Consider the following 26,039-nt stretch of genomic DNA (forward strand, 5'->3'; position numbering starts at 1 on the left):
GTGAACGGAAAGCTGCTCGCCATCACCGCACCGTCAACGCGTCACGAGCGAGCTGTAGAGTTTTACCGTCTCATACTGCACTATTTCGGTCGAGAACTGCTGAGCCGCCATTGCTCTGCCTCTGGTTCCCATCACCTGCCGCGTCGCCTGGTCAACTATCAACCGAAGCAATGCACTTGCCAGCGAAGGCACGTCACGAGGTGACACCAGAATGCCGTTGACACCATCGCTTACGGCCTCCCTGCACCCTGGGACATCTGTCGTCACGCATGGCAGCCCCGCTGCCATGCCTTCGAGCAAAGCTTTTGGAAGGCCTTCGCGATAGGATGGGAGGCAAACCACCGCCGCCTTGGCGAGCACAGCCGGCATGTCGCTCCTGAAGCCCCAGAACTCCACCGCAGCCTCCTCTCGCCACCTGCGAAGCGTTTCCTCGTCGATCGAGGCGCGGTTGCCAGGATCCGAGCCGCCGACAACGACAAAGCGTGCTGTGACACCGTCCCGCTTCAACAACCTCGCTGCCTCGACGAATTCACTGATGCCTTTATCCCACAACAGCCGGGCAGGAAGTACAATCAGGGGAATGTCGGCGGCGACATCGTTTTGCGAATATCGCGCAAAGTCGACACCGGCGCCCCGAATGAGCACCGCATCGCGTGCCTCGACATAGCCAAGGCTGACGAAACTTTTGAGATCATCGTTGTTCTCAAACACGACGCGGCTTTTAGACGGGTTGAGAAGGAGCTTGAGAACAAGGCCGATCGGAAGCCGGAGCGACCGAGCGACAAGGCCGTTCGAGCTGAATAAAAAGCCGCCTCCGACCACAGCGTTTACAATCGGTACCTTGCCCGTCAGCCTTGCTGCAAGACTGCCAAGAATGATGGGCTTCAGCGCGACATTGTGCACGAGTGAAGGCCGCTCGCGCCGCAGGATTTTCCAAAGTCTGAACAATGCCACAAACGCAAGGATCGGATTCACCGACTTGCGATCCAGGGCAAGATGAATGACCTTGAGACCAGCGGCTTCAATCTTCTCCCTGTGCTCGGTGACATGCGTCACCACCACGACATCAAATCCGTCACGAGCCGCAGCGACAGCGCGATCCAGAAAATGGGAGCAGAAGAACCAGTCAACAGAAACAAAGAGAAGGAGCTTTGGTCTATCTTTCATGAGTTGCCACGCGATCTAGGCTTCAGATAGCGCCTTATGCCTGGAGCCCAGCGTGCCATCAGACACTTGCCAAGAGATACCAGCAAACCTCCGACATTCCTGAAAGAAGGCCGCAGAAGACATTCCCTAAGCCAGTGGGACGCCACTTCGGCGTAGCCGAGGGACGACATGATGGATTGATTTTGGTGGAGCCGGTATTGCAACAGGATGTCGGGAAGGTTTCCCATTCTCGCCCCCTGTCGCCCTGCTCGCAACCACAGATCTGTGTCCTCTGAGACAAAACCTCCAAGGTAGCCTCTCATCTCTAACAGAAACTGTCTTCGCAACATCACAGCGGGGTGGCAGAAAACCGTTCGTCTCGGCAGTGCCCGAGAGAGCGCCTGAGTGGAATGAGGGAACGTCATGTTCCCGATCTCACGGCTGTCTTCGTCGATGATGGCAACGGCTGACCCCAAAACGTCCAGACCATCGCGCTCCATCACGAAAAGCAGTGTGCTGAGCCTGTTCGGAAGGCACACGTCATCAGCGTCCATGCGTACCAGATAAGGTGTCTTGGCCTGATCTGCGAGAAGGTTGAGGTTGAATGAGAGCTGCCCGATCGATGACCGAGAGAGACAAATGCGATTATCCTGTGCGGCGTATTCCAGGAGTTTATGCCACAATGAGTCATCACAGGCGTTCGCGCCGATCAAGAACTCAAATCTTGGCTCGTCCTGGGAAAGAACACTTTGGATAGCTTGGTCAAGCCAGGGATTGTCACGGTTAACGGCCATGATGAATGATGCACGAGGCTCAATCGTCTCGCGCTCACCAAATGCAGGTTGAGATTGGAATTGCTCAACCATTTGACGCGCTCGACGCCTTCATAGCAGACCACATCTCCGCAACACGTCCTTCAAAATGTTCCTTGGGACTCCAACCGGTTTGCGCAAAGAGCTTTTCATAGCTCAAGACATTTGAAGGCACATCAAAACCTCGCGCCGAAAGCTGCTGCACCTTCAATGTGAGATTGGCAGTTAGAGCAAGCTGCCTCAGGAAATCAAGGATATCGAGATTGGAGCGGCCAATCGATGTCCCGAGGTTGTAGGCCTCCCCAGGGCTACCCATCTCCAGCACCGCAGCGATACCGGCCGCCACATCATTGACATGGATATAGTCGCGAGTCGTCAGACCATCGCCGAAGATGGCAATCGGCTCGTCTCTCAGGGCGTAACCGATTGCTGTGGCAATGAAACCCTGCCCCGTGAATGCACGCTGCCCCACCCCATACACATTTGATGGGCGAACGATGGCTACGGGGAGAGATCTGAGCAGATGAAACATCAGGGCGTAACGCTCGATGGCCAGCTTGGTGATGCCATAGGGCGAAACAGGTCTGGTCGGAGCATCTTCCGAGATCGGCAGTTGATCTGCTGCACCATAAACAGTGCCGCCGGATGATGTCACAATCAGCTTGCGCAACCTTGCGAGACGTTCGGCTTCCTCCAACAGAACCAGCACCGGCTGGATGTTGGCGACATGGTCTCCCAAAAGGTCGTTTGTTCCCAACACGGGGGCCGTCGCGTGAGCGAGAGACACAATCTCGCCCACACCTTCGAGATGATGGCGTAAAGACATTCTGTCGACCAAATCGCAAGAAGCGTAAGCCGCGGCCTGAGGCAATTCATCCGGACGGTCGCGCCGACGTCCTAGCACAAGAATATCTCTGCCGCTCGACAGCAGGGCTTTCACGACATGCCGGCCAATAAAGCCGTGTCCGCCAATAACGCAGGTCCGCATTTTCATCGTCCAACGTCCGACGACGAGGATCCAATCAGTATGGCCTCATAACGCCTCGTGATAGCTGCCCATGTAAAACGCTCTCTCCAAGCTTCCTGTCCAGCCTTGCCCAAGGCTGAGAGCTTTTCCGGATCTTCGATCAGCTTGGCAATCTGAGCAGCAAGCACCGGCGGAGCGGCTCTGGTATAACCCCGTTCGTCTTTCTCTGCGGGGCAGATAACACCACCACCGGTCCATGCCGCAATCTCCTCAGCATTGCCAACGGGTACTGAAAGGAACGGCGTTCCGGCAGCGACGGTTTCATAAAGTACCAGCGGCGAGTATTCGATATTCGAAGCGAAGACGAACAGATCTGCAGCCATGTAGGCTTGCACCAGTTCGCTTCTGCCAAGATCAGTTGTGAGCAGCAGCCTGTCTTGGCCCAACTGCTGAGCTTCGGCTTTCCAATAAGACAGCGGATTGCTTGCCTCTCGAGCACTTGCCGGCAAGAAGCGCATCAATCCCGTTCCATCCAGTCGCGGTCCAATACGGCGCAGAAGGCGCATCCTGATGCCGATCCATCCTTCTTCTGACCAGACGGCGGTCAGTTTGCGCCCAGCGCGCTGGAGTGACAACAGATGCTGCGCATAATGCCGTGCCCTCCAAACACAACGCTTGCTTAGACCAGCCAGCCCCTCTGCCTGATGAATTATTCGCAAGCAGCCCAAAAGACCCGCACTCTGCTCCTTTATTGGCTGAAGCGGCGCTCCGGCATTCGCGTTGCAGGCTGCAGCATGGTCTGCTTTGCTTGCGACCACTGGCGCCGGCGGCGCATTGCCGTTCATAATGAAGGTAACATGTCGCCGTTGGGTCCGGAGACGGACAAAGGCTTCCAGCAGTTCACGATGCCCCTTCACGCCCGTCAAACTGCCTACAGTCAGAAGCACCGCGCTGTCGGCAGGTATGTCATGCCGAGCTCTAAACTCCCTATCCCGTTCGACCCCAAATTCGATCTCGCTTGCTCCGTTTGGAAGAATCGAGAAGTTTGAGATTCCATGCTTGCGAGCAAAATCGACATCACGATACCGCTCTGCATAAAAGATGAGATGGTCGAACTTTCGCAGCACATCTGGCAGTGCTTCAAAATACTCTCGGTAGCTGGGTTCGAATAATCCGGAAAAGCCGCAGGGAATGAAGACCTTGCGGCAGGTAATCTCGTCCAGCACCGGCCATAGCGCATCAAAAGTCCATTGCTGCGCAGCCTTGATCATGATCGCATCGCCGTCGAAACTACGTACAAAATCTCGATAGTGGTCGAGTTCTCCTTCCATGCCGCGCACTAGATTGCCCGCAGTGCCGAACTCCACTATCCGTACACCGTTGTGGCTATCAAAATCTCTGTTCGCCAACCGTGTCGTTGCGACGGTGACTTCATGTCCGCTTTGCACAAGTCTCTCGGCGATTTGGCGCATGACCTCTTGAACGCCACCAACGCTAGGGAAATAGAACTCGCTACAGAATAGGAAGCGCATATCAAATCTCCCGCTCAGCGGACTAGGTTTGCGAGACGCCTGACCACACGTCTGGCACGCTGAAGAAGCGGTTTTGCCCAGTCCGATCCCATCTGATGCATCATCCATTGATAGCGAATGATGTTGGATCGTTCGGCGACTTTGGACTGCACTTCAGGATCATCCGCAGCGATCGATTTGGCTGCGTCGGCGATGATCGCTGCCATGGCCGTGATATCGGTTTTTTGTGACAATCGATGCAAGGCAGAATGGGTATAGGCCGCCAGGTTCGCCGCATGGATGTCCCCCACTGACCGGCCACTCGCCAGCGCGAGGTTTTCAGCACTGATGGTGACAAGACGATCCAAAAAAGGGTTCGGACCGGTCCGCGACATGCTTTGCGGCACCTCCCTGTAGATCAGCAGTCGATCCTCCAGGTTCGCGATCCGCCCCTTGCGCGCCATGCGGGACCAGAGTTCGTAGTCCTCGGGCGGCTGCCGACTCGGATCTGTCGTATAGCCGCCGACGCTCAGGACCGCATCGCGCCTCATCATGACAGAACTATGGACGAACGGATTGTTGAACAGGAGGTCGAAAGCCAGCACCTCGTGCCGGGTGGGGTGATCGTGGGTCCGATCCGTAGGCTCGTCGCCAACCCAGATCTCCGCAGCGGTCCCGAGCAAAATGCAGTCGGCATGCCGACGCATGTAATCCAGCTGCCGGGCAAACCGCTCGGGATGGCTGAGATCATCCTGGTCCTGCCGGGCGATAAACTCGCCGCGCGCCAGCGATATGCCTTTGTTGAGGGTGGCCGCAAGGCCCATGTTGTCCTGATGGATGACCCGGACGCGGGGATCGTTGACCCGATCGAGCAATCTGCCGGATTCATCCTTTGAGCCGTCATTGATGGCCAGAACTTCGAAATCGGTGAAGCCCTGCGACAGCACGGATTGTAAGGCCTTCTCGAGATCAGCGGCACCATTGTAGATCGGCATGATGACCGAGATTTGCGGTATACTCATAGGCGCACCCAATCCCCGGGCACCAAGTCGCGCGTATCATGGGTCGCACCGCTGAACCATTGCTGAGGCGCGACAATGATCTTGTCTGAATGCGGGTTAAGCCAGGCACCCCACCAGCTGAATGAGCTGTTGGCGATGATGTGGTGGCGACAGGCCATCATCAAGGCCATGTCCCAGGCACCACTGTCCGGACCATTCGCATCGACGAGAACCATTTCATGATCGATCTTTAGGTTATCTCTGACCCATTCCAGATCGTCGGAGAACACGAAAAACTTCGGCGTCTCGCAACGTTCTGCGATATGGGCCACAGCGCGGCGGTAATAATCGAGTGAACAGATGCCGTGATACTGGGCCGTATGGGCGTTCGTCACATAATCGCCGCGGCGAATATGCAGTGAAACCGCAGACGTTCCGGCTGCAGCGATCTGACCCCGAACCGTCGCATTCTTTTGGTCAACGGGAGCACACAGAACAAACTCGGCGCGCAACTCCTTTGCAACATCGGAAAAATAGTGTGGGCTCTGGAAATATCCTTCGAGATAAGCCGGATCTTTCACGTCTAGAATACGCGGATCATAGGCGAACGAGGCTTCCTGGAACCGGTTCATGGGCAAACCGACCCCCGCCAGATGCATCAGCCGGCGGACCAGGGTTGGCCGTGCCGCAGAGACGCCAGCCCGCGTCAACTCGCCGGGCGTGGCGGGTCTGGCACGGATGGCCCACGAATCCAGCTCATAGCGCCGCAGGTCATAATGCGTGAAGGCACTGACATCGAGCAGGAGCTCCGCATTCAACCGGTGAGCAACAGCACGACCCGTTGCGAACTGGAACATCTGATTCCCCAGTCCACCCAACAGCTTCACGATAATCAAAGATCCGTCCTTTTCCGTCTATCCTGGCGCCGACCGTGCTCAGCCGGGTTTTCTAGCCTTCATGTTGAGCGAGATATACTCACCGAATGGCTGATTGGCCAGCGACGCGTCCACCACACCCGGTATGAAATGTGGCTCATGTGGATACTCGCTGCAGTCGACATAGCCGACCTGTTCCATGAGGTGCCGCAGCCAACAGAAATTGTAGCCGGTCTTGTGATAATCGTACGGCGTCGACTGGCCGCCATAGATCAGTCCGATCCACGGAGAATGCCCCGGCGTCTGGAAATGCTGCGGATTATCCGAGTAAATCTTGACGATACGGTCGATGTCGGGCACCGAAATCCGGATCTCGCCTCCCGGCATCAGCACATCGAACCAGCGCCGCAGGATGGGGATGATTTCCTCGTGGCCGAAATGCTCCATGACGTGGCAGGCATAGATCTGGCTGGCGGAATTGCTCGGAAAGCGATTCAGGTACCGGATATCGTCCACGACATCGACGCCCAGCGTCTGCATGACGTCCACATTGACATAACCCGGCAACCCGACGTTTCCACATCCCAGATGAAGACGATAGGGTTTTTCGAAGTCCTCAGGTGACTTTTGTTTTGGCTTGGCCAGTATCGACGCACCGCTGGAGCGCGCCGAATGAAGGAGGTTATAGATAAAGACGCGCTGCTTCTGTGTTGTGACAGCTCTTAACAGTTTTCTCATGATCAGCTCCCCGGATCCCCGTGAAGCGATCATTTCGAAAAAACGTAACAACCGCAACCGTAGTTCTGTGCATCGACAAGTTCGGCTGTCGGATTCTGCACCATTCCATTTTCAACTGCACCGTCCGGGATCAGCGCGTGCTCCACCAGCCTCAGTCCCGAGAACAGCTCGAGCACTTGCTCATGCGAATAAACACGATGCGCGTTGAACTGGATCCTGGGACGACCGACAGGCATGGCAACAATCAGATGACCATCCTTCGCGAGTACGCGTGAAAGCTCACGCCCTGCCTTGCCATCGCCGTCGACGTCGAAGGGATCTCCATATCGACCAAGGCCGATGTGCTCGATGACATGCATGCATGACAGAGAAGCTATGGAGCCGCTGTCGAAATGGAGATTTGTAAGGTCGGCCGGCTCAGATGACATGTTCGGCAGCACGAGTGGTGCAGGCCGGAAATCATAGAATGCGACCCTGACGAATGCCGAGACGATGGTGGCAAAGTGAAGGGTGGAGGATATGTCCACATGCACTTCTGGTTTTACCCTAGCAACAATCCGAGCCGCCCAAGCAGGATGATAGACATAGTGCCTATCGAACCCTGTTTCGGATGTTCGATCATCAAGACAGGGATATGCCTCGTTCTGATCGAGCGCAACACCCCGCGTCCCCTCAAGCAGTTTGCTGAATGCGGCAAACTCCTCGCGAAACCCGGTCATTGCGTTCTGACGCTTGCTCAGCCGCTCGATCTCCGCGCTCGTTTCATCAACGTCGATGCTTGAGCAACGGGTGAACGTTTGCGCAAGTTCCGGGTGACGCCAAGCGGTCAGGGCAAACTTGCCGACAGCATCAGCAAATTGACTTATGCGGCTGAAAATACTGCGATCTACCATCCAAGTGTATTTCTCTCCGGTAGGTTCAGTTCTTGATTGCTGTTACCTGACAATCGAAATGGAGCATCTCGCAGCTGCCGCTATCGCGTCTGGAATAATCTTGAAGCAGCTGCAAAAGGCTGGAGATTGCGAACCGCCCTTCGGCAGTGAGCTGCGATCCCGCATACTTTTCCGCCATAGGCTGGATGCGCCGGAGTTCCTGTGCAACGAACTCGAAGAAGTTCCCGTTCTCTTCGATCTTGATATCGCGAAAACCGAGCTCCCCGAGGTGATGCAGATAGAAGTATTTGTTGAAGCCAGTCGCATAGTGATAGGGAGCGAAATGCGTGAGACTGCAAAACGGCGCAGTGATGATCATTTTGCCACCCGGGCGAAGCACGCGGGCCATTTCGCGTACCGCCTTGACCGGGTCGGCGACATGCTCAAGCACTTCGGTGCACAGGACCGCGTCAAAGCTCGTATCCGGCACAGGCATGTCACAGATATCCGACACGATATCGATCCCGGCAGTGTTCCAATCACCGGTCTGCAATCCCACGGAGTTACCGCTGCCATCGTATTCGGCAAGATCCTGGGAGACGTACTCCAGATGCGCGCAGAATTTCTTGTACTGCATCTCACCCGCACCAGCATCGAGCAGCCTCGTGCCCGCGGGAAGTTCCGTGAGAACCCGCTCGATCCAGGTATCACGGGTGATCGCATTTAGCGTGCCGACGGTCGTCGTGTTCGCAGCATCCGGCAAGACGTTCCAGCTTGCCAACGTTCCGACCGCAGCATTTAACGCTGCCGTTGCGTCAGCATCGGAGTGAACCTCGCGACGCCCCGCATGACCTATGGCTACACGGACGTTCGGATCCACCGAAACGAACCTAGCTTTAAGCCGATTTTTGATGCGACTTACAAAAGACGGCATAACATACTCTTTCTGTGACATTGCTTAAAGACCGGTTGCAAGTTCAGTTATCACCGGCCAGCAAGTAAACACTTTAGCTCACATGACCCGAATGCGGTGTAGTTTCCGCTCGCGCCGTTCAACCTTGCTCCCAGACCCTAGGCTCAATCCTTACCCCGCAGGTTCTGGCGAGTTTGAAGTCGCGTGCCGCTTCCTGAAATAGACCTTCATGTTCTAGAACCAGCCCACGCCAGTAGCAGAAATAGCCGCCAATGCCATAGGACAGCGCGTGACCATAAAACTCTGGAAGAGCGACAATTACTTCCCGTTCCTCGCCTTGGGCGGAGGCGACCGTCGATTCGAGGCCAGCGAGTTCATCGGGAGTGTACTGGCCCGTACGCAGCTTCGATGTGGCGCGCAAAACCGGCGACAGCTTTACGCCGTCTAACAATCCACGCGGTATCGCGATCATGATATCGCAATTGACGAAGATCTCGAAGTTTGGATTAAGCGCCAGCAGCTCGTCGATCAACACATTTACTTCAGGGTACCCTCCGATCGACTCGTGCACATTGAAACCGGGATTCACACTCCAGAAGAAACTGATATCGTCTACAAGGATTACCACGTCGTCGATACCAGCGGTTTTAATACTCCGAACCTCAGAAAGGATCGGTGTGTTTCCATCCGCCTTTGCTGTATTCCCCCCGCTCCAGTGCGCATCCAACCATACGAGGGGCCGGGTCCCAGCAACCAAGCTAAATGCCTCGTTGATTTTCTCCGCAGAATCACCCTGTATCAAATTTACATTGTGATCCCCGGCGAACCGCTTCTTGGCAGCAGCATACAACTCTCCGGACAACTCAATGGATACGACGCGGTCAAATAAAGCCCTCATCGCGTCAGTAGTGTTACCCAGATATGTTCCGGTCTCGACAAAAGACGCCGCTCTGCAAACACGATTCAAGAGCCCTATTTTATCAGCCGAAAGAGCTCCTTCAGCGTCCTTAAATAGGGATAAACCTAGGACTGACACAAATTCTCTACTCATCGACTTTCACCATTGAAACGGTACGCCCAACTCAACCTTGGTCTCGTGACGCCGGGAATATCGCCTTCCCATCCATGCCTTCGCGGATCCGCACCCGCCGGCTCGTTTACTTCAAGCCTAAGGGCACCCTCATATGAGAAATGGTGAACATATTGAAGCCCGCCCTTGAAGCTCGTCATAACCAACATAATTGTATATTTTCCGGAGTTCAAAAAGAACTCCGGAACATTACAGACAACTTCGTGTACACCCACAGAATTTGGCGAAGGGAACTCCGGATAGGTTACAAAAACCCTCGATCCAAACTCATCAAATACGTGAAAGTTTGGAACAAAATCGTATTCCATCAACTGTTTTATATTGTACCTAAGTATAATTCTTATACTATCACTGATAGAGAACAAAGACGATCGAGATCCGCTAGAATTTTCTAGACTTGCGCCGATACACTCCAAATATCTATCGTCAAACCCATATTGGTTGACTGAATCGCTTGAAGGATCGAAGCTGGACTTGCTCCAGACAACACCGTCACCATGTTCAATTGAGCGTAGGTATTGAGTAGCCGCGTCATCTACAGAACCGAAAAGCACACACCGTCCCCGCTCCAGAAACAGAGCCTTCTCACACATGGCCTTCACCGCCTGCATGGAATGGCTGACGAAGAGGACTGTCCGCCCTGCCCCTGTCAGCTCCTTCATGCGCTCCGCGCATCGACGCTGGAATGCCTGGTCACCGACCGAGAGCACTTCGTCCACGATCAGGATGTCCGGATCGAGCCAGGCCGATACGGAGAAGGCAAGGCGGACATACATGCCGCTCGAATAGTGCTTCACCGGCGTATCGATGAATTTTTCGACGCCGGAGAAGTCGACGATCTGATCGAACTTGGCCGTGATCTCGCTGCGGCGCATACCGAGGATCGCGCCGTTCAGATAGATGTTTTCACGGCCCGTCAGTTCCGGATGGAATCCGGTTCCGACTTCAAGCAGACTTGAAACCTTGCCGCGGATCGCCACCTTGCCGCTTGTCGGCTCGGTGATGCGGCTGAGGATCTTCAAAAGGGTAGACTTGCCGGCCCCATTGCCGCCGATGATGGCAACCCGCTCGCCTTCAGCGATCTGGAACGACACGTCGTTGAGAGCCCAGAAGGTCTCCTTCGGCATGTCTTCATCAGGCATTGCGCCGACAGCATCCTGGCGCGCGAAGGGGTTGGCCAGCAATTCGCGCAGGCTACGCGCCTTTCGCTTCGAATTGTGGCTGATGACATAGCTTTTGGAGAGGTTTTCAACCTCGATGGCAAGGCGTCTAGATGTCATCGGCAAACCGTGATTCAGCGGACCTGAAATAGATCAGACCGACAAGCAGGAAAGACACCGTGATGACGAGCGAGGACACGATGCCATAGAGGCTCGGCACTTGACCGATGATGGCCCATCGAAACGCATCGATGATGCCGGCGATCGGGTTAAGGTAGTAAAGCGGCGCCCATTGTGCGGGAATGAGAGCCGTACTGTAGCCCACGGGAGACGCGTAGATCCCAAGCTGCAACATGAACGGCACAATATGCCTGAAATCGCGATAGCGCACCGTCAAGGCAGAGAACAACAGCCCTATACCAAGCGACAGAAGCCCAACCCAGAAACCAAGCAGCGGGATTAAAAGAAGTTTCCAGCTCGGATCGATGCCATACCAGAGCATCAGGAGCACAAGCACGGAAATGGAGACGACGAAATCGACCGCCCCCACAAGCACCGTGCTGGCCGGCACGATCATGCGGGGAAAGTAAACCTTCGACAGCAGGTTGCCATTCGTCACAAGGCTGTTGCTGGATTCAGATGTGGCATTGGAGAAATAGAACCAGGGCAGCAAGCCCGTGAAGACCAGGATCGCATAGGGGACATCGCCTGACGAAAGATTGGCGATTCGCCCGAACACCACGGTGAGGATCATCATCGTCAGGAGCGGACGAATGAGAACCCAGCTCACACCGATCACCGTCTGCTTGTAGCGGACCAGAATGTCTCGCCAGGCGAGAAACAGCAGCAGTTCGCGGTGGCGCCAGAGATCACCCCAGTAGGCCTTCGCGGACACACCGTTCTCAATCAGCAGCACGTTTTTTTCAGGCGTCATTTCTCAACCATAGCCTCTGCCTCAGAGCTGGCGCTGATCATTCATGGTGATCATAGGCCTTGAAGCCGCCCTTCTTGACCAGCGAGTCACGCTTGGCGGCCGTGAAATCGGCGTCGACCATCTCTGTGACCAGCTCCTTCAGCGTCGTCTTCGGCTCCCAGCCCAGTTTTTCCTTGGCCTTCGTCGGGTCACCAAGCAGCGTCTCGACTTCGGTTGGACGGAAATAGCGCGGATCGACACGAACGATCAGCTGGCCCGGCTTGAGCAACAATTCGTCGTTCGAGACTGTTTCGACGATGCCGACTTCACTCTCGCCCTCGCCCTCGAACCGGAGGGTGAAGCCAAGCGCTTCTGCGGCGAACTGCACGAACTGCCGAACGCTGTACTGGACACCGGTGGCGATGACGAAATCCTCGGCCTGCTGCTGCTGCAGCATCAGCCATTGCATCTCGACATAGTCGCGAGCATGGCCCCAGTCACGCAAAGCGCTGAGATTTCCGAGATAGAGACAGTCCTGCAAGCCAAGCGCAATACGGGCGATCGCGCGGGTGATCTTGCGGGTGACGAAGGTTTCGCCGCGAACCGGGCTCTCATGATTGAAGAGAATCCCGTTGCACGCGTAGATCCCGTAGGCTTCACGGTAGTTCACAGTGATCCAGTAGGCATACATCTTGGCGACAGCATAGGGACTGCGCGGATAGAAGGGCGTCGTCTCCCGCTGAGGGATCTCTTGCACCAGCCCATAGAGCTCGGAGGTCGATGCCTGATAGAAGCGGGTCTTCTGTTCCAGCTTCAGAATCCGGATCGCCTCGAGAATACGCAATGCGCCAATGCCATCCGCATTCGCCGTATATTCCGGCTCCTCGAAACTGACGGCAACATGAGACTGCGCCGCGAGATTATAGATCTCATCGGGCTGTGTCTGTTGAATGATCCGGATCAGGCTCGACGAATCTGTCATGTCCCCGTGATGCAGGACGAAGCTCCGATTCTTCTCGTGCGGATCCTGATAAAGATGATCGATACGATCGGTATTGAACAGGGAACTACGTCGCTTAATGCCGTGGACCTCGTAGCCCTTGTCCAGCAAAAACTCGGCGAGATATGCGCCATCTTGGCCGGTAACGCCCGTAATTAGGGCAACCTTCTTCTTCTGGTCTGACAAGGCAAGTTCCCTTGAAAAATTGTTCGATTCCGGTCTCGCAACTCAGCTGAGACCGCTCAGGTAGTCCTCATAAGCTTCACGCAGACCGGAGTCGAGGGCGATCCTGGCTTTCCAACCCAACCGCTCTAGACGACTGCTATCCATAAGTTTTCGGGGGGTGCCATCCGGCTTTCCGCTATCGAACTGAACAGGTCCGCTGTAGCCGACGATCTCTGCCACAAGGTGAGCGACATCTCGTATGGTGATATCCTGTCCGTAGCCGACATTTATGTGACTGGACATGGGCTGCGTGACGGAATCGTAGGTTGCCTTGTCGAGTTCCATCACAAAGACGCTCGCCTCTGCCATGTCTTGGACATGCAGAAACTCACGATAAGGCGTGCCCGTACCCCAAAGTAAGACCTTTGGTTCGTCAATGAATTGGGCGCGAGCCCCATCGAAGCCAATCATCTGAAGAATGTCGCCCGGAATTGGTCCGTATCGGAGCACATCAGCCTGAAGCCCGGCAACATCCTTGTTTGAAGCGAGCTTCGCCAGATGAAACTTGCGAATCATCGCAGGCAGCACATGGCTGTTTTCCAGATGGTAGTTATCCCCCGGACCATAAAGATTGGTCGGCATCACACTGCGATAATCGCGACCATATTGCCGATTATAGCTCTCACAGAGCTTGATGCCGGCAATTTTGGCAATCGCATATGGCTCGTTGGTCGGCTCCAAGATGCCGGTCAGCAGAGCGTCCTCGCGCATCGGCTGCGCAACAGCCTTAGGATAGATGCAGCTCGAGCCGAGAAAAAGGAGCTCCTGGACTCCATTGACATGGGCCGCATGGATGACATTGGCCTGGATCATCAGGTTTTGGTAGATGAAGTCGGCCGGGTACGTGTTGTTCGCGTAAATGCCACCGACCTTGGCTGCCGCGAGGTAAACCTGGTCCGGCTTCTCTGCAGCGAAGAATTCGAGCACAGCCGCTTGGTTTGCAAGATCCAGCTCGCTATGGGTGCGGCATATGATGTCGCAGTCACCCCGTGACTGCAGGGTACGCATGATAGCCGATCCGACCATACCGCGATGACCGGCAATATAGACTTTCATTCTCTTCGCCATATTCGCCCATTCCATCAACCAAAGCGCGGTCCCGCTACGCTGCCCATGAGCAACGCTTGGCAGTCATTGAGAGGGACGACTTTTATCAACGCGACCTACATCGTGATCTATCGAGGGTCAACACTGATGGCACTTGCGCTGCAATTACTCGCTTTGCATCCAAATGGGGGCCACTACAGTGTGTGGTAAATCATTTATGAGCTTGCGCCTCGCCGCAAACACCTCACGAGCTAACCCACAAAGTTGGCCCAACGGTACGACAAGCTGTATCTCATCGTTATCGTAGTGCCATAGGATTTTCGGCTGCCCCGTCGTATTAAGCCGAGCGCATTGTTAACCATACTGGAGCTCTTTGTTCCGGATGCGTTCTACACACCTTGTCGGCGAGCTATCTCCGGGCTAAGTCTGGGCTGTGCCGGATAATCAAGCGATCTCCGGAACTTAAGCGGCCCCCGCTGGTGCTACCAACACCAGACGAGGGCCTGACCCGCAACCTTATTGCACAAGGAATTGGGCTATGAAGACCCTTATCCGCTTCGTTTCGCTTATGGAAGCACTCCCCCATATGGATCCTGTTGATCCACGTTTCGATCAGTCCGTGGCGGACAGGCGTTCTGCCCTGTCTGGCTCCGGTTCACCGTCTGCGTTTCCGCAGGCCTGATCGAACAATTCTGTCATCGCTGGCAATTGCAATGGTCGAGCACGCCGGACGGCGTCCTCAGCCGGGCCGTAGCTATTGCCCTGATGTCGCTCCACAACAGGATACATAACATGACCAACACCGTTTCCGGTGCGGCTTCCGCACCAACCCATTTGCACGCCGTCAATCCGGATGTTCTGCATCCGAAGCTTGATGGACTATGCCATCAGCTGCTGACGTCGGGCTTGAACTCAACTGCCCTGATGGACGCGCTTGCGTCAGGACTTTCCGATGTTTCCAGCCTGCTGCGCGGTGTGCCGGCGGCCGAGGGCCGCCTGATCGAGCGCGGCATTCAAATGATCGCGATGCTTAATCCCGAGCTTGTCGTGCTGACGGAGAACATTCGCCTGCCGGTCAGCAAGGCAGCTCTCGATGTCGTCGAGCGCAACGATCCTCGCCATTATGCATCACTGACACTGGATGCCGATAGCGGCGGTCGGCGGGGCTACACACCCGACATGATCATCGTGAACTTTGGCACCAAGATCGCACATGTCGTCGACGTCAAGCGCAGTCTCAGCTCCTACGATGCTGTGCGGCTGCAGGAGCTGAAGAAGCGCATGCTGGCCGCAGCTCTCACGGTGCCAGACCTGCTTTATCAAGAGCATCATCGGCTCAGTGTCGACGCGGTCAAGGTCGTCATTCTCGACGCCCAGAATGCCAGTCGCGATGCTTCCTCAGGCATCTGGCCTGTGAGCGATCTCGATCACCTGCTTGGTGTCGAGGGTGCTGGCAAGGCGATCGCGTATCTGCGCCGGACGTTCCAGACTGCGGTCGAACAGGTCTGGCGTGAGGCCTTGCAGCATTACCGTCAAGCCCGGGACTTGAGCGAGGATGAGCGTCGGGTTGGGGCCATGCCATGGCTCGAGACCCAGCGACATGCGCCTGCTGACCGCAGTCTGTCTGGTCATGACAATCGAATAGTCGGCATGGCGGGCTCAGGAGCTGCCGAGCGTCCTGAGATCCGCATTGGATTTGCCAGTCTGCCAACCGTCAGATCGCACACGCTGAGCTAGGTCGAGTAATTCCGCGGCCGGCGCCGGCCGCCTCCCCAATCCATCCATTCATTCCGTCATTGTGACCGCGCATCTCAGATGCTGCGGCAGAGGAAACACGTCATGTCGAAACAGTTAACAGCAATCATCATCCCCTTCCCGATCCGTCCTGCCTCTCCGCCCAAAGCGGCCACGGATAAGGCTGCTCCTCCTGTCGTGCCCCTGGCATCGACAGCGCCGAAGAAGCCGTCGCGAGCCCGGCAGGCCTTCGAGGCACGAATGGCCCGTCCCGGAAACTCGTCGCCTGAGAACTGCATCGAATATCGAGCCTTCAAAAGGCTTCGGACGGTGAGCCGCCCGGTCGATCCTGCCTTCATTGTGCGTCAGGCTATTCACTGGACACGCAAACGGCCGATCGCGTTGAAGAGCCTTCCCGTCATGATCCGCAAAGATCTCGAGAAACTGTGCGCGGCCGGCGATCCGACAGGACTGATGGTCCGCGACTGGCTTGAAGGCAAAGGCCCAAAGCCCGTGGTCGAGGAGCAGGTATGATGGAGACCCTTACCGATCGCGTCACGCGATACCTGCTTCGCCGCATTCGGCGGCTTGCGGTTCTCGATCTCTATCAGCATGCAGCTGTCGCAGGCCTGCTTGATGAACTCACTTACGACGCCGGCAGCAGTGCCGGTCCTGCCTTGATCAGTCGCAGGGCTCCGACTGTCGAACTGATGCATCTGTTATCGCTTGGGAATCAAGGCAAGCAGATCCTGTCCCGCAGGCTCGGCCATGCCGGCCGGTACGGAGATTCGCTCGTAGAACACTGGCAGTCTCGGCAGGCGTCAGCGGCACCCGTTCGAGAAGCTCGGATGTCGGCGACGTCATCATTGGTGTGTTCGTCAGCATCCGATACAGAGCACGAGCGCCAGGCCGCATCCGAGCGTGAAGCGCTGGTTGTTCTTCGTGAGCACATGCCGCTTCCAAAAGCAGCACCCGTCGCTGTGGCTCTGCTGATTGCCCGTGCTGTCGGATCACATCCCGGCGGATGGGAGGCGCTGCGGGCGATCCTACGCCGCCCCGACCCGTTCATTGTTTTGCGCATCCCCGTCCCCGGCTTGCAGCGACATTGTGGGCGTTCGCTCGAAGACGCACTGCTCATCCCCTCATGGATGAAGCTTGAGGAACTCGTGCGTCTCGCCGGGATCTGCGACTACGGCGATCGGCGGCCGGGGAAACTGCGCAAGCCGATCAAGACGATTGCGGGAAGCGAAGTTCACAAAGTCTCTGATCGAGCGCTCGGCAGAGCTTTGAGTGATGCCGTCAATAGCGAACCTCCCCCGCCCATTCTGCTGGTCGATCAGACGAACCAGGGCCTGCCTGACATCATCATGCACGCCGCTGACCTTGTGCTTGAGACACATGGGCTCGATCACACCCTGCTGGCCGAGCTTTTGCAAATCTGCTGCGACATCGCGCCGAAACAGTCACTCGAACTGATGCAGGAGAAGGGTCTGACACTTGATCATCTGCATCTCGATGACCTGGCACTGATCGTCCGTCCGGGGCGATCCAATGCGGAAATCATTTCCGCGTTGGAAGCTCTTAAAGACGATCGGGCATCAGATCTGGAGAGTGGCGATGCCGAAGGCTCCGACGGTTCATCCAACCGCAGGAAGAGCTCGAGCGTTCCGGAATGGCGGTCGGGCGCAAAGCCCGAGGAGAAACGCAAAAGCACAGGGTCCGCTCCAATCGAAGTCATCCGCCCGCAGCCTGCGGACGCCGAGGGCGTGCTGCGCGTCGAAACGCTGAGCGGATATGGCGAGGCGGCAGACTGGGCAGGCAGTCTCAAGCTCGATCTGGATCTCTGGCGTCAGGATCTGCTGGACTGGAGTGAGTTGAGCAGTCGCTTGCTTCTCTCCGGTCCCCCTGGAACTGGCAAGACATCCTTTGCCAAAGCTCTTTGCAACACGCTGCAGGTACCACTGCTTGCAACTTCCGTCGCCCGCTGGCTCGAGGCAAGTTATCTTGGCGACGTGCTGAAATCGATCAATGCCGCATTCGCAGTTGCGTCCGAGCACCGGCCCGCGATCCTGTTCGTTGATGAGATCGACAATCTAGGATCACGCGCGTCCGCCGATAGCAGAGGACACAAGGGTCACGACGATTACTGGTCGTCACTGATCAACCGCGTCCTTGAGCTGATCGATGGGGCTGCAAAGACAGAAGGCGTGATTATCGTTGCTGCAACGAACCTGCCGGAGAAACTCGATCCAGCACTCCTTCGATCGGGGCGACTGGAGCGGCATGTGCAGATCCCAAGGCCGGATATCGAAGCGCTGACGGGCATTCTTGCGCATCATCTCGGTGCAGACCTCGCGAACGTCATCGAGACGGCTCCGAAGTCGGACAGAGCAGGCGTCAGTCAAGTCGATGACAGGCTTGACCAGGAAGCGACCGAATCCAGTGCCGAGCAAAGCCTTGTGGACGCAAAGGCGCCAGGTGGCAGGAGGATTACAGTATGAGTGAATATGCAGATGGCTTGACCCATCAATCCACCGATCAGAAACTCTGCCTCGCGCCACTGTCGCGGCTTGCTCTGTTGGCCTGCGGCAGAACCGGAGCGGATATCGAGCGGCTGGTGCGCGAGCTGCGGCAAAAGACACGGCGCGAAGGGAGACCTATCACCTGGAAAGATATCGAGACGGCGCTGATGGCGTCTCGCATCAGGCTGACTGACGATCATCGTTATCGGCTTGCAGTGCATGAAGTCGGGCATGCTATGGCTTACACGCTCCTTGAGACCGGAACTGTTTACGCTGTGACCGTCGGTGGCAGCCTCAATGGTTCAATCCAAAGCTTCGGCCAGGTCGAGTTTACGCCTTTCCTCGACAGGCCACAGAACGACGACTGGCTCATGCGCACCTGCGCCTCATCACTGGCGGGCAGGACTGCCGAGCTGCTGGTCTTTGGCGAGACACTCGCTGGATCCGGCGGGGATCCGAACAGCGATCTGGCCCGAGCAACGCGGCTGATGCTGGTGGCCGAAACACAGCTTGGTTTCTCCGATGTCAGTCCACTTCTCTACGTCTTGCCGGAACAGGCACAGCAGCAGTTGCTTTACGACGCCGAGCTTCGAAACCGGGTTGACGCACGGCTAACGCGAGCTGAGGCCATGGCGGCAGAGATGCTGTCACGGCACAAAGCGGCTCTGACCGCTATCGCCGCCCGGTTGGCAGACATCGGTGTCATGTCGGGGAATGAGCTCCGGAAAGCGCTGGCCCAGTTTTCTGGAGAGCAAAAGACAGATCCGCTTACGGCGTGATCTGCATCCGCGATTCCGATCGGCGCCCGTTCGATTCTGGACGCCAGATCGGCGTTGACGAACGCCGCTTCCGCGATACCGGATTGAAGATTCCCGTGTCCAAACTCCGTAAGATCGATTCCTGCAGTTACAGCGTGGCACATGCTGGGGAGAGCGTTCATGACCAGAGCGCTGACGCAGCAAGTCCTCAAGAAATCGGGAGGTCGTGATAGGCTTGGCAGTTCCTTGCGCGAGGCTACCCCAACTTACCAGCAACCTGCATCAGGGTCACATACCTCGCAGTCAAGCGGATCGAAGTTGCTCGCAAATCAAGTCGATTGGAATCGCCTTGCGGGTAAATCAGGTCAATTCACCTCAATTTACGCTGGCGCGATTCAGCATGAGGATTTGTCGATTCCAACCCAGGGAACGGCGATTCCGGCGCAAACGGCGTTTCGACTGTCGATCGGATCCATCAAGGTTCTGCTGTAGCTCGTAGCGGACAAGTTTTTTGGCTCCTGCCTTCGTTCGGCTTGAAACTCTCGTCGACGATCTGAACGGGATGCTAACGCGTCCTTAAAGGGGATGGCCTGATGCAAGGCTTCCTGAGGCTAAACGAGCGAGTTGCGCTCTCCAGGCTCAGGAGATCTCCCATCGCTGTTAATTCGAGGGACGGATATCCGGCTTTCCAACTCGTGTACGTTTCTTTCCCGGACGTATCGCAAGCTTCCAACGCCGACGACTCTTATGCTGAGTGAGGAAGACATCGTTTCAGGAAGGGCCATCTCAGAGCTTTGCGTTGCAAAGAACAGCTATGAAGCCGTTCGCCGACGTCGCACCGATCTGAAAACCGTCACTGAGGGGATAGACGGACTCCTCAATGCAATTTCGCCCTCGGCCGCTCGCTTAAATGGAAACAACTCATCCTGTTGAAGATACGATGCGATAGCTGTCGGCAGATTCGATGAACGTATGGTCTGCGGGCCTAAGGATCATGAATTCAGATATCGGCCGGTGAACTGGGGCATCCGTGGTCGGCAAACCAGAGAGTCTCCAGACTGTCTTCACCTTGACCATGCTCAGGTTACGTCGACTAAGAACAGGTCGCTGAAACGCGACCATCATGGACCGAACTGTGTCCCGGCGCTCGGAACGACACAGTTCGGCTTGAGGGGCACTTCTCAGGGTTAACAGAAAGAAAAGGGACCCAGGATTTTCACTGGGCCCTCGTAATCAACTCAGGCGCTCTCCGTCTGCCTAAATGCATCGGGGTGCGACCGGGGTAGATTGCGGTAGAACCGTGCGGGATAAACACTATCCAGTCGCCTGGGACCGCACCAGTCGTAATCTTCCTCGTAATCATCTTCGTCGCTGAGCTGTTCGGAAACGGGTTCTGACAATGGGACAAAACGATACTCCGGCAGATCGAGCGCTTTTCGGGCAATCTCGATAAGCCAATTCAGCGTGCGATATTCATCTTCAATATCAACATGTGAGAGCGCCTGATCTTCGGTACAGTTGCTCTCGGCCGCGAGGTCGGGGAGTGAATAGAAGTCGCATGCGACCTTCTCGATGATCTTCAAACTCTTGATTATCTGCAAGCGGAACTGGCTGGCGATTTGCGACACGTCGCTTCCCTCTTGTAGGCCGCGCGATTCAAAGTCACTCCATCGCAATTCTGGTATCATCTGACTGTAGACACATCCGTCAGTATCAACCGTCGCGACACGGATCACGTTGCTATCGCCTGCCTCAATAACCTTCTCGACGGCCAGCTTAAGCGCTTCCCACTTATCCGTAGTGGGAAGCTCCATTACCTCTGTGCTCAGGCGCTGGGCATAAACTTTGTACTTCATTTCTCGTCTCCATAACTTATATCAATAAGTGAAATTACAATATTGATAATGCGTAATAGGCTATATATTGGCGGATGTCAAACTGTATAATTAACATATAGTTGAAACCATTTCGATATTGGAATAACGCATAGCATTCTTCAAAGAACTCAAGGATGTATTTCTACACAAATATTATTGAACTTGGAGCACTTCATACAGACTCATTGCATTTAGAACATTCTGACCTCAAGAACGCTTTCCGGAGTGCCAACATTGCAGGAAACGTATGCGCTCGTCGGCCGGCGAACATCACGCCGTTTGTCTCTTGCATCAGCGCCGATGAAACTCATGGCTCAACCCAACAGGAGAAAATCCATGAGAAAATCAAGAAAACAGAAGCTGGAAAATCAGGCCAAGAGGCAAAGCAATTTGCGCAAACTGTCCCGGGAAAAGCGACGCCCAAATCGTGATGACTTGGCACGTGTTCTGCTGTGGCAAATGATCACTGCGGCCAAGGGGCGTCTCCGTCCCGAGAAAGCACTCAGCAAGGTGTGCGACTCTTTGCTGACGGAATTGGTGGAGCAGGGTTTCAGCGAACACGAAGCCGAGCAGGTTTTCTGGGAGCTTGTCAAAAAATACGATCCTACGCTTTCACCCTTCCGGCCAAAGCGCCATCTCGGTGCGTGATCTGCCGACCAATCTTCGGCAGCACTTTGTGCTGTCGACAGGTCCATTGATCGCGCAAGCCTATCGGCGCAAACGCCATACCCATCCAACTGCCTCTGTTCCCCCCATTACTCCATGTAACGGCGTTTATCCGAGAATCGATTTTTGAGGGTCAATGTCCTGATGAGCGGCTATCTCGAGGGACAGGTTGACGATGGGAAGCTCGAGCCAAGCGCGCTAGCGCCCATCCTGAAATCTGAGCCAGACTCTTCTGCATCCATCGATGCAGAAGAGTATTTAACGGTCCAGGATTGCGAACTCTCAGCGATGCACCATGCCGGCACCCGAAACGCAACCCCCAACAAGAAAACCGGAACGCACAGTGAAGCTTGGGTAAGCGCCCATGCCCAATATGCGGACCTGAAACCAGCCTTACGGTTTTTTCTTCGCCAAACGCTTGCGCACGTTTTCCGTCTTTTCGACAACGGGCTGTCGATGCCCTTTCATGCGTCGGTTCAGAGCAAGCCTGTCAAAATCGAGATCCTTGAAGACAGTGTAATCGACGCGCTCGCTAAGTGGCGCAAATGCGATTTCGAACGCATGGTCTTCAGTAATGACACGTGATCCGTAATTCGAGTGCTCGTCGTCGCCCAATGCATGTCCAACTTGCATTTTGCGTGCGCGATCGTCGATTTTTTTGGACCGCATATCATCAATCTTCCCGCTCCGGAGAGAATGGAAGACTTCGCGCCTGCCTTTTTCGATTCCAGCCTTTTCGAACAAGCGCCCCATGTATGAGGACGCTCTGCCGGCGGGATCCTTCAAGCGGATAAGATCCGGAAACAGGAATTGATCACCCCTACGCTTCGCCCAGTCGATGAAGCCAATTTCCCGTAGGAAATCGTGAAGCACGAAGTAATTGAGGCTGTCTCCAGTCTTATAAGGCACTCGCTTCCAGACACCATCGACTTCGACGATACCGTCGGTTTCAGCGATCCACACATTTTCAAACTTTTCGCGGATGTCGCTACCTTTCAAATATGTGAGCAGGCCAAGACGACGACCTGTCAGATGTCCGAGCAACGGCAACAGGGTGTTATCGATGTAACCGCTTTTCACCCCTTCCTCGAAAATACGGTTGAGCTGCACGGAACTCAAAGGCACGGTCGGCTTGGATTTGCGATGGCCCTTCGAGTAGCGCAACGACACCCCAGCAAATGGATCACGGTAGCCCCATTTGGTCATCCCTGAGCGAAGAGCGGCTTTTACAACGGCTACATAACCCTCGCGCAGTGTTTTGTCCGCAAGCGGTTTCAAATTTGTTCTCTTGGAGCGTTCAAGGGTATCGAATGCGCTTTCATTTTCGAGCCGCTCATCTGGATCCCCCGGCCAATGCGCCATCAGATTGACGAACGCCTGAAGATCCACGCCGCTGTATCGGTCAGCCGGGTGGTCTCCGATGAGATCGAGAAAAACTTGAATTCGCATTTTCGCGGTTGTGATATTCCGACCTTCGTATCCGCCGTGTTGATCGATCCGGCTCTGGATATACTGATGCGCTACAACGCTAAATTTGGGTACATCCGAGGGTGCCCGGTGAACAAACTTTCTGTCCAGTTTGTCGAGAGAGATCGGCATCCCATGTTCATCAAGGGGAATTTTCTCGGTCCGGGAAACACTGTGAGTAGCCAGCTGAGCTGAAGGCAAGTCAGCTTGTCCCGTCAAAGACGTCGTGTTTGACAAGGCTGCCGATTTTGTTTCGGGGGTTAAGTTCGGCTCTTGTGCAGACACCTCAATGCCCCCCGCGACGGAAGCCACAGGCTCAACTTCGACTGGCGTAACGATCTGCGAAGTTTGTTTACCCTCCTCCAGCACTGGAGTTGATTCCATCTGCGCGGGCGCAAACGGGGCATGCGGAGTTAGCGTCGACGCAGCATCTTCGACGTTGAATTTTGCGGCAGCAGCCCGACGCAATGCCTCTGCGTTTTCCACGACGATCGGCGAATGGGGTTCGCCGCGTTCCTTTGCTTCGACTTGCTGGCTGATTTGAACCAGATCCCGGATCCCGGCGAGCTTGCTCTGATCCTCAAGAGTGATGGGAGCAACAGGCTGGCGAAAGAAGAAAGACAGAACCTCAAGCTCTCCCTTTACCTGGCCGAGCCAGGTCGCAACTTCGAGTTCGCTCGGGGGCGGCGGATCATTTTCCTTATCTTCATTGCTCAATGCCATCGCCCTCAGCTCTTCGAACATCAAACGAGCTCTTGCCGCGAGAAGATCAGCAACAATGCGCGCCCGACGATGCAGGCATGGCCCGATACTGATCCGGATCGGGCTCGGCTTTGAATTGCCTGCAAGGTCTCGTGGCACCCTAATCTGAAAAATGTAAACGGAGCCTGAGCGCGTCAGATAAGGACCTGGGCCGCCCTGCCGAAGGGCGTCCGGATGATCGCTGGTTGAGGTTGAGAGACCATCGTGATTCGTTACCGGACGCGATACCGTAACGTGTACATCTTGCGCTACTCGCATTGCCATTATCTCCGTAACGGTTCGTGAAGAACCGGGGAATTGCCTTTAAATTCAAGGCGCTGTAAAAGCTGGTAGCGAGTGGCTATACAACCTGGCGGAGAGGGTGGGATTCGAACCCACGATACCCTTGCGAGTATGCCGCATTTCGAGTGCGGTGCTTTCGACCACTCAGCCACCTCTCCGGTCACATTGGTCGGCGCTCTGTGGCGCGGGCTGTCTCATAGCGGCAACTCACCCCCCGTGCAAGAGCGAATATGACGGTTTTTTTCAGAAGTCGCGCGGCCGTTTCAACTTCCCTGTCCGGATCATGAGCAAGGTCTCGGTCGCCGTCGCCCGCCAAGGGCGACAAACCAAGGAGGTTTTCAAGATAGTTCCCGGGTCATGCCTCCGCGGCATCTGTAGATCTGCTCAGGATTAGATCTTCCCACCTAGAAGAACAGCAATCACACCTGGTCTCGGCTCCGTCGTTCGCACCGAGACGCTCAGCGGAACGCCCAGAAACGAAACTTAGAGCTCATCATGGCAGCCTGATCCTCGTCAAAGATACTCAATTAATTCAAGCATTGAGATTTATGCTTTAGGACAGAGACATAACCGTAGCTTTCATGAGATCCGGTGGTAGATGTTATAAATCTTACTTTGCTCCTCGTGTCCTTCAATGCAAACTGAAACATGTTTCTTCAGCCACCGATGGAGATTACCATCGATCAGCTAGCGCCTCAAAACGTCCCAGCGACGATAGCGAACGATGTGGGTATCATTCTGATAGGTCGCAACGAAGGCGTCCGGCTGGAGGCGAGTCTTGCATCGATCAGGAGGTTCGCCACCAACACAGTATACGTCGACTCCGGCTCAACCGACGAGAGTGTCGAAAACGCAAGGCGGAGCGGCGTAAAGGTCATCGAGTTATCGATGGAGGTGCCCTTCACCGCTGCTCGCGCCCGCAATGCAGGCTATGCAGCGCTCAAGGCTGCCGGAATCGGATTTGATTTTGTTCAGTTCGTGGATGGCGACTGCGTCATCGACCCCGACTGGATTGTCACCTCCACAAACTTTATGCTGGCCCACCCTGACATCGCCGTTGCCTGCGGACGCCGCCGTGAAAAGTTTCCTCTGGCATCGCTTTACAACAGGCTGTGCGACTGGGAATGGAACACTCCCCTCGGAAAGGCCGCCGCCTCGGGTGGTGACGCCATGGTGCGAGTTTCAGCCTTTGAAAGCGTCGGCGGCTTCCGCGAGGATGTCATAGCAGCCGAAGACGACGAGTTCTGTGTCAGGCTTGGCAAGGCGGGATGGGGCGTCTGGCGGCTGGATGCAGAGATGACACTCCACGATGCCAATATGACGCGATTTGGCCAGTGGTGGCGAAGAGCGGAAAGGGCCGGTCACGGTTTCGCGCAGGTCGGCGCGCTGCATCCCGCCCATTTTCTCGCGCAACGCAGGCGGATGTGGCTTTGGGGTGCCATTCTTCCTCTTGTTGCCGTCTTGGGGCTCTTCCTTCATCCGTGGATTACGCTTGGTGTCGCGCTGCTGTATCTTTTTTCCTGCGCCCGCAGCACATTGCGCTTTCTCCGCCAGGGTTTCCCGCCACGTGAGGCATTGCTCGCTGGCCTCCTGCTGACGCTCTCCAAGTTCTGCAATCTGAAGGGCGCCCTCACCTACTGGGTTCGGCGCGCACGTGGCAGGGCGAATACCATCATCGAGTACAAGTAACGGGACCGTATT

23 protein-coding genes and 1 tRNA gene are annotated in these 26,039 nt (G+C 55.6%); 7 read left to right on the forward strand and 17 right to left on the reverse strand.

What is annotated here, in order from left to right; all coding sequences use genetic code 11:
• Positions 1–33: 33 nt before the first annotated feature.
• The 14 genes from M1E12_RS10470 to M1E12_RS10535 form a co-directional block, all read right to left on the reverse strand.
• Positions 34–1,167: a glycosyltransferase family 4 protein gene (locus M1E12_RS10470; RefSeq protein ID WP_479564653.1), complete on the reverse strand. Its 1,134-nt coding sequence runs from the start codon at positions 1,165–1,167 to the stop codon at positions 34–36.
• Positions 1,164–2,012, reverse strand: a complete 849-nt coding sequence (locus tag M1E12_RS10475) for a glycosyltransferase (RefSeq protein ID WP_479564654.1) — start codon at positions 2,010–2,012, stop codon at positions 1,164–1,166. The genes M1E12_RS10470 and M1E12_RS10475 overlap by 4 nt, the downstream gene beginning before the upstream one ends.
• Positions 2,005–2,952 carry an NAD-dependent epimerase/dehydratase family protein gene (locus M1E12_RS10480; RefSeq protein WP_479564655.1) on the reverse strand — a complete coding sequence of 316 codons (948 nt, stop codon included), beginning with the start codon at positions 2,950–2,952 and terminating at the stop codon, positions 2,005–2,007. The genes M1E12_RS10475 and M1E12_RS10480 overlap by 8 nt, the downstream gene beginning before the upstream one ends.
• On the reverse strand, positions 2,949–4,457 hold the full coding sequence (locus tag M1E12_RS10485) for a glycosyltransferase family 4 protein (protein ID WP_479564656.1): 1,509 nt from the start codon (positions 4,455–4,457) through the stop codon (positions 2,949–2,951). The genes M1E12_RS10480 and M1E12_RS10485 overlap by 4 nt, the downstream gene beginning before the upstream one ends.
• Before the next feature lie 14 nt (positions 4,458–4,471).
• Positions 4,472–5,458, reverse strand: a complete 987-nt coding sequence (locus tag M1E12_RS10490) for a glycosyltransferase family 2 protein (protein WP_479564869.1) — start codon at positions 5,456–5,458, stop codon at positions 4,472–4,474.
• Entirely contained in the window at positions 5,455–6,324 is an 870-nt protein-coding gene (locus M1E12_RS10495; RefSeq protein ID WP_479564870.1) for an alpha-1,2-fucosyltransferase, read from the reverse strand. Before M1E12_RS10495 ends, M1E12_RS10490 begins: the two co-directional genes overlap by 4 nt.
• 48 nt (positions 6,325–6,372) lie before the next feature.
• Positions 6,373–7,050 carry a class I SAM-dependent methyltransferase gene (locus M1E12_RS10500; RefSeq protein WP_479564657.1) on the reverse strand — a complete coding sequence of 226 codons (678 nt, stop codon included), beginning with the start codon at positions 7,048–7,050 and terminating at the stop codon, positions 6,373–6,375.
• Between the two features lie 29 nt (positions 7,051–7,079).
• Positions 7,080–7,943 (reverse strand): DUF268 domain-containing protein, encoded by an 864-nt coding sequence (locus M1E12_RS10505; RefSeq protein ID WP_479564658.1) that lies wholly within the window; start codon positions 7,941–7,943, stop codon positions 7,080–7,082.
• A 25-nt stretch (positions 7,944–7,968) separates the two neighbouring features.
• Positions 7,969–8,802 carry a methyltransferase domain-containing protein gene (locus tag M1E12_RS10510; protein WP_479564659.1) on the reverse strand — a complete coding sequence of 278 codons (834 nt, stop codon included), beginning with the start codon at positions 8,800–8,802 and terminating at the stop codon, positions 7,969–7,971.
• A 172-nt stretch (positions 8,803–8,974) separates the two neighbouring features.
• Positions 8,975–9,886, reverse strand: a complete 912-nt coding sequence (locus M1E12_RS10515; protein WP_479564660.1) for a hypothetical protein — start codon at positions 9,884–9,886, stop codon at positions 8,975–8,977.
• Positions 9,883–11,205 carry an ABC transporter ATP-binding protein gene (locus M1E12_RS10520; RefSeq protein WP_479564661.1) on the reverse strand — a complete coding sequence of 441 codons (1,323 nt, stop codon included), beginning with the start codon at positions 11,203–11,205 and terminating at the stop codon, positions 9,883–9,885. The genes M1E12_RS10515 and M1E12_RS10520 overlap by 4 nt, the downstream gene beginning before the upstream one ends.
• Positions 11,195–12,019 (reverse strand): ABC transporter permease, encoded by an 825-nt coding sequence (locus tag M1E12_RS10525; protein WP_479564662.1) that lies wholly within the window; start codon positions 12,017–12,019, stop codon positions 11,195–11,197. Before M1E12_RS10525 ends, M1E12_RS10520 begins: the two co-directional genes overlap by 11 nt.
• 37 nt (positions 12,020–12,056) lie before the next feature.
• Positions 12,057–13,184, reverse strand: a complete 1,128-nt coding sequence (gene gmd / locus M1E12_RS10530) for a GDP-mannose 4,6-dehydratase (protein WP_479564663.1) — start codon at positions 13,182–13,184, stop codon at positions 12,057–12,059.
• Positions 13,185–13,226: 42 nt separating this feature from the next.
• Entirely contained in the window at positions 13,227–14,291 is a 1,065-nt protein-coding gene (locus M1E12_RS10535; RefSeq protein ID WP_479564664.1) for a GDP-L-fucose synthase family protein, read from the reverse strand.
• A 771-nt stretch (positions 14,292–15,062) separates the two neighbouring features.
• Here M1E12_RS10535 and M1E12_RS10540 point away from each other — a divergent pair.
• From M1E12_RS10540 to M1E12_RS10560, 5 genes are all read left to right on the forward strand, one after another.
• Positions 15,063–16,007, forward strand: a complete 945-nt coding sequence (locus M1E12_RS10540; protein ID WP_479564665.1) for a hypothetical protein — start codon at positions 15,063–15,065, stop codon at positions 16,005–16,007.
• 78 nt (positions 16,008–16,085) lie between these two features.
• A complete protein-coding gene (locus M1E12_RS10545) occupies positions 16,086–16,538 on the forward strand; it encodes a hypothetical protein (protein WP_479564666.1) in 453 nt (150 codons plus the stop codon).
• Entirely contained in the window at positions 16,535–18,505 is a 1,971-nt protein-coding gene (locus M1E12_RS10550) for an AAA family ATPase (RefSeq protein ID WP_479564667.1), read from the forward strand. Before M1E12_RS10545 ends, M1E12_RS10550 begins: the two co-directional genes overlap by 4 nt.
• A complete protein-coding gene (locus M1E12_RS10555; RefSeq protein WP_479564668.1) occupies positions 18,502–19,305 on the forward strand; it encodes an ATP-dependent metallopeptidase FtsH/Yme1/Tma family protein in 804 nt (267 codons plus the stop codon). Before M1E12_RS10550 ends, M1E12_RS10555 begins: the two co-directional genes overlap by 4 nt.
• Positions 19,306–19,464: 159 nt before the next feature.
• Positions 19,465–19,776: a hypothetical protein gene (locus M1E12_RS10560; RefSeq protein WP_479564669.1), complete on the forward strand. Its 312-nt coding sequence runs from the start codon at positions 19,465–19,467 to the stop codon at positions 19,774–19,776.
• 746 nt (positions 19,777–20,522) lie between these two features.
• Here M1E12_RS10560 and M1E12_RS10565 read toward each other — a convergent pair.
• Positions 20,523–21,140 (reverse strand): hypothetical protein, encoded by a 618-nt coding sequence (locus tag M1E12_RS10565; RefSeq protein ID WP_479564670.1) that lies wholly within the window; start codon positions 21,138–21,140, stop codon positions 20,523–20,525.
• Positions 21,141–21,497: 357 nt separating this feature from the next.
• Between M1E12_RS10565 and M1E12_RS10570 the strand changes: the two genes are divergently transcribed.
• Positions 21,498–21,809: a hypothetical protein gene (locus M1E12_RS10570; protein ID WP_479564671.1), complete on the forward strand. Its 312-nt coding sequence runs from the start codon at positions 21,498–21,500 to the stop codon at positions 21,807–21,809.
• Positions 21,810–22,220: 411 nt separating this feature from the next.
• Here M1E12_RS10570 and M1E12_RS10575 read toward each other — a convergent pair whose 3' ends face one another.
• Positions 22,221–24,038 carry a site-specific integrase gene (locus tag M1E12_RS10575; protein ID WP_479564672.1) on the reverse strand — a complete coding sequence of 606 codons (1,818 nt, stop codon included), beginning with the start codon at positions 24,036–24,038 and terminating at the stop codon, positions 22,221–22,223.
• 368 nt (positions 24,039–24,406) lie between these two features.
• Positions 24,407–24,496 (reverse strand) — tRNA-Ser (locus M1E12_RS10580).
• Positions 24,497–25,004: 508 nt separating this feature from the next.
• Between M1E12_RS10580 and M1E12_RS10585 the strand changes: the two genes are divergently transcribed.
• Positions 25,005–26,027: a glycosyltransferase family 2 protein gene (locus M1E12_RS10585; protein WP_479564673.1), complete on the forward strand. Its 1,023-nt coding sequence runs from the start codon at positions 25,005–25,007 to the stop codon at positions 26,025–26,027.
• Positions 26,028–26,039: the final 12 nt, after the last annotated feature.

The organism is Rhizobium sp. K33 (assembly GCF_056501445.1).

Coding starts and splice junctions, on each gene's coding strand:
- M1E12_RS10490 (WP_479564869.1), bottom strand. CDS start 5,458: ATGAGTATACCGCAAATCTCGGTCATCATGCCGATCTACAATGGTGCC.
- M1E12_RS10480 (WP_479564655.1), bottom strand. CDS start 2,952: ATGAAAATGCGGACCTGCGTTATTGGCGGACACGGCTTTATTGGCCGG.
- M1E12_RS10485 (WP_479564656.1), bottom strand. CDS start 4,457: ATGCGCTTCCTATTCTGTAGCGAGTTCTATTTCCCTAGCGTTGGTGGC.
- M1E12_RS10515 (WP_479564660.1), bottom strand. CDS start 9,886: ATGAGTAGAGAATTTGTGTCAGTCCTAGGTTTATCCCTATTTAAGGAC.
- M1E12_RS10535 (WP_479564664.1), bottom strand. CDS start 14,291: ATGGCGAAGAGAATGAAAGTCTATATTGCCGGTCATCGCGGTATGGTC.
- M1E12_RS10555 (WP_479564668.1), top strand. CDS start 18,502: ATGAGTGAATATGCAGATGGCTTGACCCATCAATCCACCGATCAGAAA.
- M1E12_RS10505 (WP_479564658.1), bottom strand. CDS start 7,943: ATGGTAGATCGCAGTATTTTCAGCCGCATAAGTCAATTTGCTGATGCT.
- M1E12_RS10520 (WP_479564661.1), bottom strand. CDS start 11,205: ATGACATCTAGACGCCTTGCCATCGAGGTTGAAAACCTCTCCAAAAGC.
- M1E12_RS10540 (WP_479564665.1), top strand. CDS start 15,063: ATGACCAACACCGTTTCCGGTGCGGCTTCCGCACCAACCCATTTGCAC.
- M1E12_RS10470 (WP_479564653.1), bottom strand. CDS start 1,167: ATGAAAGATAGACCAAAGCTCCTTCTCTTTGTTTCTGTTGACTGGTTC.
- M1E12_RS10575 (WP_479564672.1), bottom strand. CDS start 24,038: ATGTTCGAAGAGCTGAGGGCGATGGCATTGAGCAATGAAGATAAGGAA.
- M1E12_RS10475 (WP_479564654.1), bottom strand. CDS start 2,012: ATGGTTGAGCAATTCCAATCTCAACCTGCATTTGGTGAGCGCGAGACG.
- M1E12_RS10500 (WP_479564657.1), bottom strand. CDS start 7,050: ATGAGAAAACTGTTAAGAGCTGTCACAACACAGAAGCAGCGCGTCTTT.
- M1E12_RS10550 (WP_479564667.1), top strand. CDS start 16,535: ATGATGGAGACCCTTACCGATCGCGTCACGCGATACCTGCTTCGCCGC.
- M1E12_RS10565 (WP_479564670.1), bottom strand. CDS start 21,140: ATGAAGTACAAAGTTTATGCCCAGCGCCTGAGCACAGAGGTAATGGAG.
- M1E12_RS10570 (WP_479564671.1), top strand. CDS start 21,498: ATGAGAAAATCAAGAAAACAGAAGCTGGAAAATCAGGCCAAGAGGCAA.
- M1E12_RS10560 (WP_479564669.1), top strand. CDS start 19,465: ATGACCAGAGCGCTGACGCAGCAAGTCCTCAAGAAATCGGGAGGTCGT.
- M1E12_RS10545 (WP_479564666.1), top strand. CDS start 16,086: ATGCTGCGGCAGAGGAAACACGTCATGTCGAAACAGTTAACAGCAATC.
- M1E12_RS10525 (WP_479564662.1), bottom strand. CDS start 12,019: ATGACGCCTGAAAAAAACGTGCTGCTGATTGAGAACGGTGTGTCCGCG.
- M1E12_RS10585 (WP_479564673.1), top strand. CDS start 25,005: ATGGAGATTACCATCGATCAGCTAGCGCCTCAAAACGTCCCAGCGACG.